The sequence below is a fragment of the Embleya sp. NPDC059213 genome (genome assembly GCF_042754445.1).
Taxonomy (GTDB): domain Bacteria; phylum Actinomycetota; class Actinomycetes; order Streptomycetales; family Streptomycetaceae; genus Embleya.
Genome location: NZ_JBHZAV010000098.1, coordinates 1 through 14,251, shown reverse-complemented (window position 1 = coordinate 14,251; position 14,251 = coordinate 1). Strand labels below are relative to the sequence as shown.

The following is a 14,251-nucleotide window of genomic DNA, read 5'->3' as shown; positions in this document are numbered from 1 at the left end:
ATGGACCGAACAGTCCACTCTACTGTGTATCGGCACGAGGTTGACGGCGGGGCGTGGGCGGCGGGGCGCGGGCGACGGGCGTGAGGGCGGGCGCGGGGCCGGCGGCGGGCGGGGCGGAAACCGGATGGCGGGGGCAGCCCGGCACGGATGGTGGGCGACGAGCGGGCGGGTGGTCGCCGGACGGCCCGGCGCGAGCGGCGAGCGGCGAGCAGCGCGGAAGGCGGGCGGTGTGGCGCGGGGCGAGGCCGCCGGCATGGTGAATCGCAAGCGTCGCGGGCGGCCCGGCGCGAGCGGCGGATGAGCGAGCACCGCGCCACACAGGCGTCACGGATGGCAGGCGGCGGGCGGCGAGCAAAGCGGGCCGCGCGAGTGTGGTGGCGCGGCGCGGGCGGTGGGCGGCGTGGGACCGGAGGCGCGGCCGCGTGGATGGCGCGGGTGGTCTGCGGCGCGGCGTGCGCGGCGGAGGGTGAGGTGGGCGAGGGGGTGAACGGCCTTTTGTGGGGTGGGGGTTGTGATGTTATCGGCAGGTGTGATTACCCCGGAATGGGCCCACCGGCTACCTTGAGGCCGTCCGACCGGAGCTGTACGAGAAAGTCCCGCTCGACGGTGGTTGGTTCGGACCCTGCGGCGGCGCCCGTCCTCCGGTTTCACTCCACTCTCGCCCCCTCCCGAGGAGACGCATGTCCCGTCGCGCCCGCTCGTTACCCGTCAACCTGTTGACCGCCCTCGTCGCCACCCTCGCGTTCGTCGCGCTGGGCCTGGCCGCACCCGCCGGGGCGACCGGCTCGGAGCGGTCCGGAGCCGTTCCGTCGCCCACCGCGCCGCATCGCGGGGTCGTCGCGCAGAACCAGTCCGACCCGCCGACTCCCGGGCGCGACGCGGCCGTTCGCGCCTTCGTCGAGCAACGTGCCAAACTGCGCGCGACGCTCGCCGGCGACGCAGCCGGCACCCCGAACGACGCCGCGACCACCGGCGCGGGCGCGAGCCTGGCGCCGACACACAACTTCTGGGGTGTCTTCCCGCAGCCGGGCACCCACGACGGCATCACCGCGACGCACAGCGTGGATCCCTCGTACAAGGTCGCCAACTCGCAGAACTTCACCTACGCCCCGACCACCAAGGCGCAGAACTCGTGCATGGAGGTGGTCACCGCCTACTGGAGCCTGGGCGCCGAGATATGGGCGTGGGACTGGTGCGGCACCAGCGGCCCCGCCAAGACCCTGAAGGTGGACGCCGACTTCCTGGCGAAGTACACCACCACGGTCAACGGAGTCGCCTCCTACAGCGTGCAGTTGAGCAAGGACGCGACCTCGGGCAACGCATGGTCGTCCTACCTGTTCAACCACCGCACGCAAGCCTGGGAGTTGCTCTTCCGCTCGTCCGGCACCGACCAGAGCGCGCTCAAGTACGGCTGGGACATCTTCGAGATCTACGCCACGGTCAACCCCGCGACCGGCAAGGGCTACTTCTGCAGCGAGGCGCGCAACACGACGTTCGACAGCGCCGACATCAAGCTCCGCAGGGGCGGCACGTGGCAGCTCGCCACCTCCACCGACTCGCCTTGGACCAGTACCAACCCGCGCGGCGCCGACTTCCTGTGCCCGTCGCTGACCTTCACCCGGGCCGCGCAGAACCACCACTGGACGGTGCACCCCTGATCGTCCCCACGACCGGGCGCCGGACGGGTCGGCTCGACCCCCGTCCGGCGCTCCGTCATCTCGGCGGCCGGCTCCGAGGCCGACCGACCCGCCCGGCGTCGCCGGGTCACGTCCGCGCGCCGGCCGGAGTCCCGCTGAAGCGGTGGAAGGAGGCGGCCTGGGCGAGGAGCAGGACGAGGTTGGCGCAGGCGAGGGCGGACCACAGTGCGCCGAGGCCGCCGGCGGCGGCCAGGGGCACGGCGGCGGCGACGAGCAGGCCGTAGCAGCAGGCGAACGCCCAGAAGCTGGGCATCGTGCGCTGGAGCCCGATCAGGCCGAATCCGTACACGGCCTGGAGCGCGTCGGCCACGACGACGACCAGGAGGACGGGCAGTTGCCCGACCACCCCGGACCGCAGCCGCTCGTCGTCGGTGAAGATCGACACGATCGGGGTGTGGAAGGCGACGAGCACCGCGGCCAGGATCGCGACGGCGCACAGTGCGACGCCCGCGCCGTGCCGCACGACCCGTCGGGTCGCCATCGTGTCCCGGTTCGCCGCGTGCCCCACGACCAACGGCACACTGGCCTGGCCGACCGCCACCGCGACCGTGAACAGCACATTGACCAGCGAGACACACACGCTGTGCACGGCGGCGCTCGTGGTGTCGATCCGGGCCGCCGCGAACGAAAGGGCGCCCAGCACCGCGAACTTGATCAGGACCGTCCCGGCCAGGGGAAGTCCGATCCGGGCGCAGCGCGCCATCTCGCGGGGATCGGGTCGCCCCGGCCGCAGCCGCCGACCCGCCGAAACGATGGCGCGTCGCAGCGCCGTCCAGCCCACCGCGGCGCCGATCACGCCGGAGGCGAGCATCGCCAGGCCCGCCCCCGGCAGCCCGAGCGAGGGCACCGGCCCCTGGCCCCGGACCAGGAGGAGCGACAACACCACGGCGGTGCCCGTCCCGTAGAGCCCCGCGCGCATCACCGCTCTGCCGCGGCCCAGCCCGATCAGGACCGACCCGGCCGACGCGCCGATCGCGGTCACGAGTACCGAGCCGGCCAGGAGGCAGGGGAACGAACCCAGTCGGTCGAGCGTGCCGTCGGGTACTCCGCCCAGGCGACCGAGCAAGGGCACGGCCGCGACCGCGCCGGCGCCCGCGCCCCCGACCGTCAGGGCCACCCACAGGCCGTTGCGCACCACGGGCAACAACGCGTCGGGATCCTCGGCGTACTCGGCCACGATCGGCATCAGGCCGCGAAGCACGCCGGATACGACGGCGATCACCGGACCGAATACCGCCATCGTCACGGCGAACGCGGCCAGTTCGGCGGCCCCTTGATGACCGAGCACGGCGGTGTCCACCAACGCCGCGGCCGATGCCGTGATCATCGTCAGATACAGCGGTAACGCGGCCCCGGCGATGCGCGCGAAATCGCCGCGCCCTGCTTCCGGTTCGTTGTCGGGCATGTCTCTCCACGGCTTCTTCGTCGTGAAACGTCGTCGGTTCGGGTGGAAACGACGGCGACCCCCGCCGGGCACCCGATGGTGTCCGGCGGGGGTCGCTCGATCGTTTCGCGACGCTTACTCGGTGATCAGGCGATCGCCTTGTAGACGCCCCAGCCGTTTCCGATCTGGACGCGGTCCTTCAGGCCCCCGTACTGCTTGGCGCCGTACGAGAAGAGCTTGCCCGAGGAGTCGCGGGCGATGATGTCGGCGAGGCCGTCACCGTCCATGTCGCCGGGAGCGACGAGGCGGTCGTAGATGCCCCAGCCGTTCCCGATCTTGATCCGGTCACCCAGGTAGTTGTTGCCGAGCCCCGGGTAGACGTACAGGTCGCCGCCCGGAGTGCGGGCGACCACGTCGCCGATGCCGTCGCCGGTCATGTCGCCGGCGCCGATCACCGCGTTGTAGATGTTCCAGCCCTGGCCGAGGAAGATCGGCTGCGAGCTGAGCACCGAGTCGCCGTACGCGCGGTACAGGTACAGGTCCCCGTTGCCCTGGCGGGTGACGAGGTCGTTGTAGCCGTCACGGTTGAGGTCGCCGGGGCTGAACGTGGCGGTGTTCCCACCCCAGTTCGGCTCCAGCACGTGGCCGCCGTTTTCCAGCGTGTACAGCGAGTTGTTGCCGTCCACCGTGAGCAGGTCCGACGTGTAGTCGGTGCCCAGCGAGTTGAGGTGGAACAACGGGAAGGTCCAGTCGGTGGTCACCGACGAACGGTCTTCGAACCCGCCCTTGTTGTTGGCGCCGTAGTAGAACAGGGTGTTGTTCGACTCGACGCCGAACACGGCACCCTTGCCGCGCTGGACGGCCCCGCCCATGTTGGCGAACACCGCCGTGTAGTTGGTGTTGTCCACCATCCACACGCGGTCGCCGAACTGGCCGTTGCCCAGCGACGAGTACTTGTACATGCCGCCGGAGTAGGTCCGGGCCAGGACCTCGAACGCACCGTCGCCGTTCCAGTCGCCGCCTGCGACGATCTGGTTGTACGCCTGCCAGCCGAAGCCGATCTGGACGCGGTCCTTGAAGCCGCCGGACCCGTTGCCGTCGTAACGGTAGAGGGTGCCGTCGGGCAGCCGGGCGAGCAGGTCCGATTCGCCGTCGCCGGTGAGGTCGCCGGCGACCGTGATCTGGTCGTAGATGCCCCAACCGTTCCCGATCTTGATCCGGTCGCCGAAGCGCCCGTTGCCCAGACCCTTGTACAGGTAGAGGTCGCCACCGGGCTCGCGGGCCACCAGGTCGGGGTGCCCGTCCCCGCTGAGGTCGCCCGCCGAGGTGATGCGGTTGTAGATGTTCCAGCCTGTACCGATGACCACGTACGAAACGGGTGTGCCGCTGATCTGCGAGCCGGTGTACCAGCGCAGCTCGCCGGTGACGGTCCGGACGATGAGGTCGCCCTCACCGTTGTTGTCGATGTCGCCCGGCAGGAGCGCCGTGTCGATGGCACCGAGCCCGAGCTCGTGGCTGTTGTTCTTGCTGGTACTGAGGAACGTCCTGCCGTTCAGGCCGATTTCGACGATGTCGCTGATGCGGTCACCGTCGACGTCACCCGGGACGGCTCGTCCCGCCGTCAGCGCTTGCGGCGACTGCTTGCCCTCGGGAGCGGCCTTCTTCGTCGCCTTCGGCTGGTACTGGAGCGGGTGTCCCATGTGCCGGTCGACCTGCGATCCGGCGATGCTCGAGTGGTCGATCGGGCCGGGGACCGGCTTCGTCTCGTCCGCGTGCGCGGCGGAGGCGGTGAGGCCGACCCCGAGGCTGCCGACGAGGCAGACGGCAGCCAACTTGCCGAGGTTTCCCGGTGAGAACGGCCGGGAAGGACGGCTGGATGTCTTGAACAAAAAATGAATCCCCTCGAGAGCGTGGCCCTGGAGCGAGGAAAACCGGCAACCGGGGATGGGCCGTGTTCACCGCTACAGGCTGCGCAGATATTAGCCCAGGAGACCGACAAACATACGACTGGTTTTCCTGCCCTCTCGGTATCACCACAGATGGATCCGAGAGACCGAAAAGGAATGAATTGCGCCTTGGCAAAAGGGATTTCGCACGCCGCGCTGTCGATTCCCGGAAGTCGGACGTCGGGTCGGGGACGGACATTTTGCCGCTGTTCGCTCCGGACGCACTTCTCCGGAGGAATTCATCCGCGGCTACGGCCCGATCGCGGGGAAGGCGCACGGCGGCGTCCGCGTGGGAGAAATCCACGGGAAGTTCATCCGAAGGTCCCCGACAATCCCCGGAATCACGGCAATCACCGCCCGGTGGTTCGGCGTTCCTCGGGGCCGGTGAGGCGCACCCCGGAGTCGCGGGCGTAGCAGCCGACCGTACGTTGGCCCATCTCCCACTGCCGCGAGTCGGGCAGGAGGAAGTGCGCGTCGCGCGGCGCGAGTGCGATGCCCGACGAGGGCAGGAAGCCGCGGGCCGACGCGGCGCAGCGGGCGGTCGCGAGGGTGCGCAGCGACGTGGGGTCCGGGGTGGGTGCCTGGGAGTCGATCGTGAACAGGGCGTAGATCTCGCCGGTGTGCACGCGGGTGCAGGGGACCACGCGGATGTCGTCGAAGGTGGTGGGCGTTTCCGCCGCGGTCGCGGCGACGAAGCAGTCGCCCTTGGCGGGAACCGCGGCCGGGGAGGGCCGGTCCGGCGGGTCGTCGTCGGTGACGGCCACGAAGATCAGCACGATCAGGAAGAAGACGATCATCGCGGAGTTCATCGCGATGGCCGTCCAGGCCAGCCAACGGCCGCGCTCGCGGGTGTGTTTGATGCGTTGGAGCGCGACGATGCCCAGGGCCAGGCCCACCGGTAGGAACGAGCAGACGAAGCCGATGATGGGTGCGAGGACGGCGAGCAGGTTGTACGGCGGTTTCGGCGCGGTCTCGCTCGCCCCGGGTAATGGCCCGGTCTCGGGCGGCGCGCTCGGGTTCGGTATCTGCGCCATGACGGTTTCCCCCTGGTGCTCGCGGCAGTGAAGCCCCGCACTTTAGCGCGGGCGCGCCGGGCACCCACCGGCCGGCCGGGTGAGGCCGGCCGGCCGGTGGTCGGGGTCAGGCGCGGCGCAGGTGGCCGGCGCCGTCCAGGCTCCTGGTCTTGATCAGGTCGCTCACGTGGGTGACGAACTCGTCGAGTGGCATGGGGACTTCCTCGCCCGCGCGGTTGCGGACGGTCACCGTGCGCTGTTCGGCCTCGCGCCTGCCCACCACCACGATCAGCGGGATCTTGCGGGTGATCGCGGTGCGCACCTTGGCGTTCATCCGGCCGTCGCTGCCATCCACGTCGGCCCGGACGTCCGCGTCCAGCAGGAGGTTGCGGATCTCCGTCGCGTAGTCCATCAGCTCGTCCACGAGGGGGATGATGCGGACCTGCTCCGGCGCGAGCCAGACCGGGAACGCGCCCGCGAAGTGCTCGGTCAGGTAGGCCGTGAAGCGTTCGTGCGAACCCAGCGGGGCGCGGTGGATGACGACCACGGGCTTCTCGGTGCCGTCCGAGTCGTGGTAGGTCAGCCCGAACCGTTGTGGCGTGTACAGGTCGACTTGGTTGGTGGAGGCGGCGAACTCCTTGCCGGTGACGGCCCGGATCATGAAGTCGACCTTGGGGCCGTAGTGTGCCGCGCCACCGAGGTCGATCTTGTACGGGATGTCGGACTCCTCCATGGCCTCACGGGTAATCCGCTCGGCCGTCTCCCACATCGGCTCGTCGTCGTGGTACTTGTCCTTGTTCGCCGGATCGCGCAGCGCGAGCACCATGTAGAAGTCGGTGATGCCCAGCGTCCGGTAGTAGTCCGCGTGCATCCGCATGACCTCGAGGAACTGGTCCTTGGCCTGCTCGTGCGTACAGTAGATGTGCGCGTCGTTCTGGGTGAAGCCCCGGGTGCGCATGATGCCGTGCAGTTGGCCGCTGCGTTCGAACCGGTACACCGTGCCGTACTCGGCGATCTTGTAGGGCAGGTCGCGGTAGCTGTGCGGCCGGGCCTTGTAGACCATGTGGTGGTGCGGGCAGTTCATCGGCTTGAGGTAGTACTTCTCGCCGTCGATGTCGATCGGCGCGTACAGGTCGTCGGCGTAGTACGGCAGGTGCCCGGAGAGGTAGTACAGGTCTTCCTGCGTGATGTGCGGAGTGACCACCCGCTGGTAGCCCAGCTTGTGTTCGGTGCGGCGCGCCCAGCCCTCCAGCTCGTCCCGGATGATCGTGCCGTTGGGCAGCCACAGCGGCAGGCCGCGGCCGATCTCCTTGCTGAACGCGAACAGGTCCATGTCCTCGCCGATGCGGCGGTGGTCGCGCTTGGCGGCCTCCTCCAGCATCTTCAGGTGCGCCTTCAGCGCGTCCCTGGTCGGCCAGGCGGTGCCGTAGATCCGCTGGAGCTGCGGGTTCTTCTCGCTGCCGCGCCAGTAGGCCGCCGCGCTGCGCATCACCTTGAACGCCGGGATCAGCCGGGTCGAGGGCAGGTGCGGGCCGCGGCACAGGTCGGACCAGCACACCTCGCCGGTCTTGGCGTCGACGTTGTCGTAGATGGTGAGCTGACCGCCGCTGACCTCCATCACCTCGTCGGTGTCGACGTCGCCCTTGAGGTCGATGAGTTCGAGCTTGTAGGGCTCGGCCGCGAGTTCGGCCTTGGCGGCCTCCAGGGACGGGAACGCCCGCCGCTGAAAGCGCTGGCCGGATTTGATGATCTCCTGCATGCGCTTCTCGACCCGCTCCAGATCCTCCGGCTGGAACGGGCGCTCGACGTCGAAGTCGTAGTAGAAGCCGTTCTCGATCGGCGGGCCGATACCGAGCCGGGCCTCCGCCCACAGGTCCTGTACCGCCTGCGCCAGCACGTGCGCCGTGGAGTGACGCAGTACGTTCAGGCCGTCCGGGCTGGACAGCGCGACCGCCCCGACCTCGACCTCGACGTCCGGCGTCCAGTCCAGGTCGTGCAGCACGCCCTCCCGGTCGCGCACGGCAACGATCGCGTTCGGGCCCGCCATCGGCAACTTGGCCGCGGCCACCGCGTCGGTGCACGTCGTCCCTACCGGGACCACGACGATGCGTTCGGTCTCACCGACAGGTAGGGATGCAGACACAGGAACTCTCCTCACGGATCACACGATCACAGGATCAACAGCGGCGCAAAGATCTCACCAGCAGTGTCAGTGTAGTCACTCCACTCACGCCGCTGTTGACGATCACCGCCTACCGACAGGCCAGTTCACGCGGTGCCCGGGTGCGCGAGCACCGGGTTGGCGAGGGAGCCGATACCGTCGATGTGCACCTCGACGGTATCGCCGGGGTGCAGGGCTCCGGAGCCGGCCGGGGTGCCGGTGAGGATCACGTCGCCGGGCAACAGCGTCATCAGCGCACTGCACCGCGCCACCACTGCGGCCACGCCCCGGATCATCTCCTTGGTCGAGCCGTCCTGCCGCAGTTCGCCGTCGACCACGGTGCGCACGGCGACGTCGGCGGGGTCCAAGTCGGTTCGGATCCACGGTCCCAGCGGGCAGAACGTGTCGAAGCTCTTGGCCTTGGTCCAGTGTCCGCCCGGTTGGCCGATGTCCCATGCGGTGACGTCGTTGGCGCAGGTGTAGCCGAACACGACCCGGTCCGCGTCCGCCTCCGGCACGTCGCGACAGCGGCGGCCGATCACCACGGCCAGTTCGCCCTCGAAGCGCACCTCGCTCGATTCGGCGGGCAGCAGCACGGGTTCGCCGGGGCCGACCACGGCGGTGGAGGGCTTGAGGTTGATCACCAGGTCGGGTGTCGCGGTCGCCGGGTCGCCGTAGTTGCGCCCGGCCACCAGCACCTTGCTCGGCAGTACCGGCGCGAGCAGTCGGGCCTGCGGCAACGGCACACTCTCGCGGGTGAGGTGGTACTCGCCGAACGGATCGCCGTCCAGCAGCCGGGCCAGTTGCGCGTCCGGGTCGATCAGGGCGGGCCGGGGTCCGCGATCGGTGTCGATGCGTGCGATCAGCATGGGGTGTCCTTCGGGCGGTGTTCGGGGGCTGCGCGGTGGTCGGGGGCCGCGCCGTGTGCGGGCGCCGGGCCGGGCTCGGGGGCCAGTTCGTCGAGCAGCAGTTCGACGCGGTCGCGTGCCTGCTCGGCATCGGCGTCCGGGGAACCGACCTCGGGGTCGAAGTTCGGGTCGAGGAAGACCTCGGTCAGGCCGGTGTCCGCGAGCGCGGCGACGTCGTCCCTGATCTTGGCGGCGGGCCCGCCCAGCGGCGACTGCCCGCCGGTGCCGTCCGGGCGCAGCCGGATCGGGGCGCGAAAGACGAACCGCAGCGTGTCCGGGTCGCGCCCCGCCCGTTCGGCGGCGTCGCGAACGACCGCGATCGAACGCCCGATGGACGCCGGATCGGTCCTGCCACTCGCGATCCAGCCGTCGCACCGGCGCCCGGCACGGCGCAGCACGGCATCGGCGTTGCCGCCCAGCAACACCGGCGGGTGCGGTGCCTGGACCGGCTTGGGTTCGAAGCGCACGGGTGGCACCCGGTAGAACGGGCCCTCGTGTTCGACGATCTCCCGGGTCCACAGCGCGTGCAGGCAGGCGAGGAAGTCGTCGGCGCGGCGGCCCACGCCGTGCGCGGACACGCCGGCGGCGGCGAATTCCTCGTCGGCCCAGCCGTTGCCGACGCCCACGTCCAGCCGTCCGGCGGACAACACGTCGAGGCTGGTGAGCTGTTTGGCCAGCACGGCCGGCGCGTACAGCGGCATCACGAGCACCGCGACGCCCAACCGAATCCGGCTGGTGTGCGCGGCGAGGTACGCCAGCGTGATCAGCGGGTCGTGCACGCTGCGGCCGGCCTCGCCCCAGGAGCCGTCGACCGCGCCGAACAGTCGCTGGTAGGTCCACAGCGAGTGGTAGCCCAGCCGTTCGGCGGTGCGGGCGATGTGCGCGATCTCGGCGGGGCCGGCCCACCCGCCGGAGACCGGTGCGGCGAATCCGATCCTCACCTCACGCCTCCGCCGGGCAGTGGTGCAGCACCAGGCCCAGTTCCCGCAGTGTGGTGAGGAATTCCGCGTCCCGTTGCAGCCAGTGGTGTTTGATCTGGGCGCCCGCGGTGCCGCTGCGGAACCGCTGCTCGCTGACCTTGAGGAACGCGCCCGGGACGAGCGGCAGGACGCGCAGCGGCTGAAGTCGGCCGCTGCGGCGCTTGTCGGCGTATTCCACGTTGACCTCCTGCAGCACCTCGTCGATGCGGCGGCCGGCGGTCGCGATGTCCAGGGGGGTCCGCGGGTCCGTCCATTCGACCGCGACCAGGTAGCCCGGCGGTGTTCCCCACTGGGGGATGCCGGAGAAGTCGGGGCGGGGGCCGGCGCCCAGCACCCTGGTCACCGCGACGTGGACGTCGGATTCGGTCAGCTTCTCCCCGGTGAACGAGATCTGGAAGCCCGCGCGCCCGAGGAACTCCAGGCGTGGTGTGACGCCCACGAAACCGGCGACGCGGTAGACGTCGCCCACGTCGTAGCGGTGCAGACCGTTGGCCTGGCTCATCACCAGCCGGTAGTCGACGCCCTCCTCCAACTCGTCGTAGCCCAGCGTGGGGGCGTCGGCGGGCAGCGCGCTGCCGTCGCACAGGTCGGGCCACGGTACGAACTCGAAGTGGCCCTGGTTAATCGCGAGCGGCCCGGCGGAGGGGTGGTTGTCGACCGGGAGCGTGACGATGCCCTCGGTGCCGGTGGTACTGAACGGCAGGGTCGCCACGCCCGGCGCGAGTTGGGACAACCAGGGTCGGTACAGCGCGGCCGAGGCCGAGTTCCAGCACACCAGCAGCCGCAGGTTCGGCCACAGGTCGGTCAGGCGCGGCCCGCCGGCGCGGTCGAACACCTCGGCCAGTCGGCGGGCGAGGGCCTGGTCCGCGGCCCGAACCGAGGGGCGGCCCTCGTGCAGCTCGCGCACCAGCCGCTCGCCGTTGTGCCGCAGTGTCTCGGCGAGCAGCACGAGTTTGGACGGGTTCACCGAGACGATCAATTGCAGGTCGTGTCCGGCCAAGCGCAGCAGTTTGGTGTACAGCGATTCGGCCAGCGTGGATGCGTCGGGGTCGCGGGGGAACCAGTCGGCCGAGCACCACGGGGGAATCCAGTCGCCGGCTTCCTCGGACAGCGGGCGCTCGGTGATGCTGTAGACCGGGAAGCCGTGGTGGTGGTCGTGCACCGGTCCGGGCTCCCAGGACAGGTCGAGTAACTCCTCGCCGGTGAGCCGTTCGGTGCCCAGCCACTCGAAGTACAGCCCCCACTGCGCGTACAGCGCGGGCCCTCGGTAGTTCCGGCGCCAATGGCTCGTGGTGGGCACGAGCTTGGCGTGGCCCGTCGTGCCGGAGGTGCGCAGGAAGGCGTACGGGTCGTCGGTGGTGAGGACGTTCGGCTCCCCCGCGAGTTGCCGGCTCACGAATGGCGACAGCTCGTCGTAGTTGCGGATGGGGACCGCGTCCTTCCATTCCCGTTCCTTGCGGACCCGACCGATGCCGTGTTCGCGCCCGAACGCCGTGTCGGCCGACACGGCGAGCAGGTCGGCGAACACGGCGTCGACCACGTCCGCGGGTTGTTCGCAGATTTTCCGCTGCATCGCCAACGCATCCTGTGTCCTTTCCAAGAAGCGTTGGTGGAGCACGGTTTTCCACACAGCAGCCACGACGTCCCCCATGGATGAGGCCAGTTCACGTGATGTTGCGGCGGTCGACGGAGCCCGCGTCAGTCGACCCGGACGACGACCTTCCCGAACGCCCGCCGTTCCTCGAGTTCGGCCACCGCCTCGCGGACCCGGGAGAGTGGGAAGTCGGCGTGGACGACCGGTTCCAACTCCTTGGTGGTGACCAGTTCGAGGACCGTTTCGAGGTCGTGCCGGGACCAGGCGTTGGAGCCGAGGATGTCCACTTCCCTGGACCAGAGGTAGCGCAGGTCGGTGGTGGCCTCGAACCCGGTGGTGGCGCCGCAGGTGACGATCCGGCCGCCGCGCCGCACGCACCGCAACGAGGTCGGCCAGGTGTCCTTGCCCTGGTAGTCCACGACGACGTCGACGCCGACGCCGCCGGTGATCTCCTTGACCCGGGCCCGCACGTCCTCCCGGCCGACGTCGATGCTCTCGCCGACCCCGAGCTCGCGCAGTCGGGCGAGCTTGTCCGGCGAACCGGAGCAGGCGATCACCTGCGCGCCGGCGCGGATGGCGAACTGTACGCAGGCCAGGCCCACTCCGCCGGTGGCGCCGAACAGCAGCATCGTCTCGCCGGCCCGCAGGCGCGCCCTGGTGAACAACATGCGGTGCGCCGTCGCGTAGGAGATCGGCAGCGCCGCGAACCGGGTCGGGTCGCCCCGGTCGTCGGGCAGCGGGATGGCGTTCTCGGCGGGGGCCACCACATACTCGGCGAGACCACCCCAGTGGTGCTCGCCGAGGATGCCCCGCCCGATGATCGGGTCCAGCAGGACCCGGCGGCCGACGAGTTTCTCGCCCACCTCGTCGGTGGCCTGTTCGACGATCCCGACGACGTCGCCGCCCGAGACGTGCGGCAGCTCCAGCCGTACGCCCGGCAGCCCGCGTCGCACCAGGATGTCCAGGTGGTTCAGCGCGCATGCCTCGACCCGCACCCGGAGCCATCCCGGGCGGGGAACCGGGCGCCGGATGTGGCCCGGTTGGAGCCGATCCGGTCCTCCCCACGCGTGGATGATCGCCGCCCGCATCAGGTCTGTCACTGCGTCAACTCCTCAGGAGGGAGGGGCGTCCCGGCGTCCGCCGGGCAGGGCCTACGGGCCCGTCACCCCGCGGATGGCCTCGGTCACCGTGCGGATGAGGAAGCGCAGGTCCTCCGGGCTCATCGAGGGCGACGGCAGCATGGTGATCACGTCGCCGGGTACGGCGTTGACCAGGACGCCGGAGTCGCGCGCGAGGGTGCAGATGCGTTCGACGACGCGGTCCCCGGGCGGGAAGAGTTCGCGGGTGTCGCGATCGGCGACCAGCTCGATGCCGGCGAGCAGCCCGAGTTGGCGGACGTCGCCGACGTGGGTGAGTCGGCGGACCGGTTCGAGTTCCTCGGTGAGGACTTCGGCCAGGGCTCGGGCGCGGCCGAGCACGTCCTCCTTCTCGTACAGGTCCAGGCTGGCCAGCGCGACGGCGGCGCCGAGCGCGTAGCCGGAGTAGGTGCTGCCGCTGAGGAACACTCCGCCGCGGAACGCCTCGAAGATCTCCTCGGTGGCCAGGGTGGCGGACAGCGGCAGGTAGCCGCCCGTGAGCGCCTTGCCGACGGTCAGCAGGTCCGGGCTGACGCCCTCGGCCGCGCACGAGAAGGTCGCTCCGGTGCGCCCCCAGCCGGTGAGGACCTCGTCCGCGATCAGCAATACCCCGTGGCGCCGGGCGATCTCCGCGACCTTGGCCAGGTGGCCCTCGGGCGCGGCGATCACGCCGGCCAGGGCCTGGACCCGGGGTTCGACGATGACCGCGGCGATCCGGCCCTTCTCCCGGACCAGGATCTCCTCCAGCGAATCCGTGCAGTCGATCGCGCAGTCCGCCCTGGTCCTGCCGATCGGGCATCGGTAGCAGTTGGGCTGGTGGAAGGACAGGGAGGGGTACAGCAACGGCTCGTAGGTCTTGCGGATCATGTCGACCTGTTCGGTGTTGACGCCGCGCAGGCTGATCGTGCCGAGGGTCTCGCCGTGGTAGCCGTTGGTCATCGAGACGAAGGTGGAGCGTTCCGGTTCGCCCTTGGCCACCCAGTACGCGTAGGCCGCCTTCAACGCCGTCTCCACGGCGGTCGACCCGGATTCGGCGAAGAACACCCGCTGCAATCCGGGCGGCGCCATGCCCGCGAGCCGGGCGGCCAGTTCCACCGCGGCCGGATGCGAGACGCGGTAGAGCGTGGTCTCGCCCGCCTTGCGGGCCTGCGCCACCAGGGCCTCGACGAGTTCGGGGCGGCCGTGCCCGTGCAGGTTCATCCCCATCGAGGAGCGGCCGTCGAGATAGCGTTTGCCGTCCGGGTCGATCAGCCAACATCCGTCGGCGCGTTCGACGACCAACTGGTCCTCGGCCATCCAGGCGTCCATCGGCGTCCACGGGTACCACATGTGGTCGCGATCGAGCCTGCGCAGCCGGTCGACATCCGTCTTGTCCACTTGGAGCCCTTCCGTGTTCGGGTGTCCTGTCGGGTATTTCGACGGTCGGGGGCGG

At 70.2% G+C, this 14,251-nt stretch carries 10 protein-coding genes; 1 reads left to right on the top strand and 9 read right to left on the bottom strand.

Translation table 11 applies throughout. From position 1 onward, the window contains the following. Window positions 1-680 precede the first annotated feature (680 nt). Window positions 681-1,658 carry a carbohydrate-binding protein gene (locus tag ACFXMF_RS29910; protein WP_360321144.1) on the top strand — a complete coding sequence of 326 codons (978 nt, stop codon included), beginning with the start codon at window positions 681-683 and terminating at the stop codon, window positions 1,656-1,658. Between the two features lie 106 nt (window positions 1,659-1,764). Here ACFXMF_RS29910 and ACFXMF_RS29905 read toward each other — a convergent pair whose 3' ends face one another. The 9 genes from ACFXMF_RS29905 to ACFXMF_RS29865 all read right to left on the bottom strand — a co-directional run bounded on the left by ACFXMF_RS29905 (window position 1,765) and on the right by ACFXMF_RS29865 (window position 14,196). Next, complete coding sequence (locus ACFXMF_RS29905; RefSeq protein WP_360321147.1) at window positions 1,765-3,102, bottom strand: MATE family efflux transporter; 1,338 nt, start codon at window positions 3,100-3,102, stop codon at window positions 1,765-1,767. Between the two features lie 125 nt (window positions 3,103-3,227). Next, window positions 3,228-4,913 (bottom strand): VCBS repeat-containing protein, encoded by a 1,686-nt coding sequence (locus ACFXMF_RS29900; RefSeq protein ID WP_360321150.1) that lies wholly within the window; start codon window positions 4,911-4,913, stop codon window positions 3,228-3,230. A gap of 464 nt (window positions 4,914-5,377) precedes the next feature. Next, entirely contained in the window at window positions 5,378-6,061 is a 684-nt protein-coding gene (locus tag ACFXMF_RS29895; RefSeq protein WP_379991861.1) for a septum formation family protein, read from the bottom strand. A gap of 106 nt (window positions 6,062-6,167) precedes the next feature. Beyond that, complete coding sequence (gene thrS, locus ACFXMF_RS29890; protein ID WP_379992222.1) at window positions 6,168-8,087, bottom strand: threonine--tRNA ligase; 1,920 nt, start codon at window positions 8,085-8,087, stop codon at window positions 6,168-6,170. Window positions 8,088-8,308: 221 nt separating this feature from the next. Further along, on the bottom strand, window positions 8,309-9,070 hold the full coding sequence (locus ACFXMF_RS29885) for a fumarylacetoacetate hydrolase family protein (protein WP_360321159.1): 762 nt from the start codon (window positions 9,068-9,070) through the stop codon (window positions 8,309-8,311). Continuing rightward, complete coding sequence (locus tag ACFXMF_RS29880) at window positions 9,064-10,050, bottom strand: TIGR03619 family F420-dependent LLM class oxidoreductase (RefSeq protein ID WP_360321162.1); 987 nt, start codon at window positions 10,048-10,050, stop codon at window positions 9,064-9,066. The genes ACFXMF_RS29885 and ACFXMF_RS29880 overlap by 7 nt, the downstream gene beginning before the upstream one ends. A gap of 1 nt (window position 10,051) precedes the next feature. Then, window positions 10,052-11,662, bottom strand: coding sequence for a GH3 auxin-responsive promoter family protein (locus ACFXMF_RS29875; RefSeq protein WP_360321165.1), 1,611 nt, complete (start codon window positions 11,660-11,662; stop codon window positions 10,052-10,054). Window positions 11,663-11,787: 125 nt separating this feature from the next. Then, window positions 11,788-12,783, bottom strand: coding sequence for a zinc-binding dehydrogenase (locus ACFXMF_RS29870; RefSeq protein WP_360321168.1), 996 nt, complete (start codon window positions 12,781-12,783; stop codon window positions 11,788-11,790). A gap of 51 nt (window positions 12,784-12,834) precedes the next feature. Further along, window positions 12,835-14,196, bottom strand: a complete 1,362-nt coding sequence (locus ACFXMF_RS29865) for an aspartate aminotransferase family protein (protein WP_379992221.1) — start codon at window positions 14,194-14,196, stop codon at window positions 12,835-12,837. Window positions 14,197-14,251: the final 55 nt, after the last annotated feature.

Excerpts from the sequence above, each read along its gene's own strand:
- thrS (WP_379992222.1), bottom strand. The coding sequence starts at position 8,087 with ATGGCGGGCCCGAACGCGATCGTTGCCGTGCGCGACCGGGAGGGCGTG.
- ACFXMF_RS29885 (WP_360321159.1), bottom strand. The coding sequence starts at position 9,070 with ATGCTGATCGCACGCATCGACACCGATCGCGGACCCCGGCCCGCCCTG.
- ACFXMF_RS29905 (WP_360321147.1), bottom strand. The coding sequence starts at position 3,102 with ATGCCCGACAACGAACCGGAAGCAGGGCGCGGCGATTTCGCGCGCATC.
- ACFXMF_RS29910 (WP_360321144.1), top strand. The coding sequence starts at position 681 with ATGTCCCGTCGCGCCCGCTCGTTACCCGTCAACCTGTTGACCGCCCTC.
- ACFXMF_RS29895 (WP_379991861.1), bottom strand. The coding sequence starts at position 6,061 with ATGGCGCAGATACCGAACCCGAGCGCGCCGCCCGAGACCGGGCCATTA.
- ACFXMF_RS29875 (WP_360321165.1), bottom strand. The coding sequence starts at position 11,662 with ATGCAGCGGAAAATCTGCGAACAACCCGCGGACGTGGTCGACGCCGTG.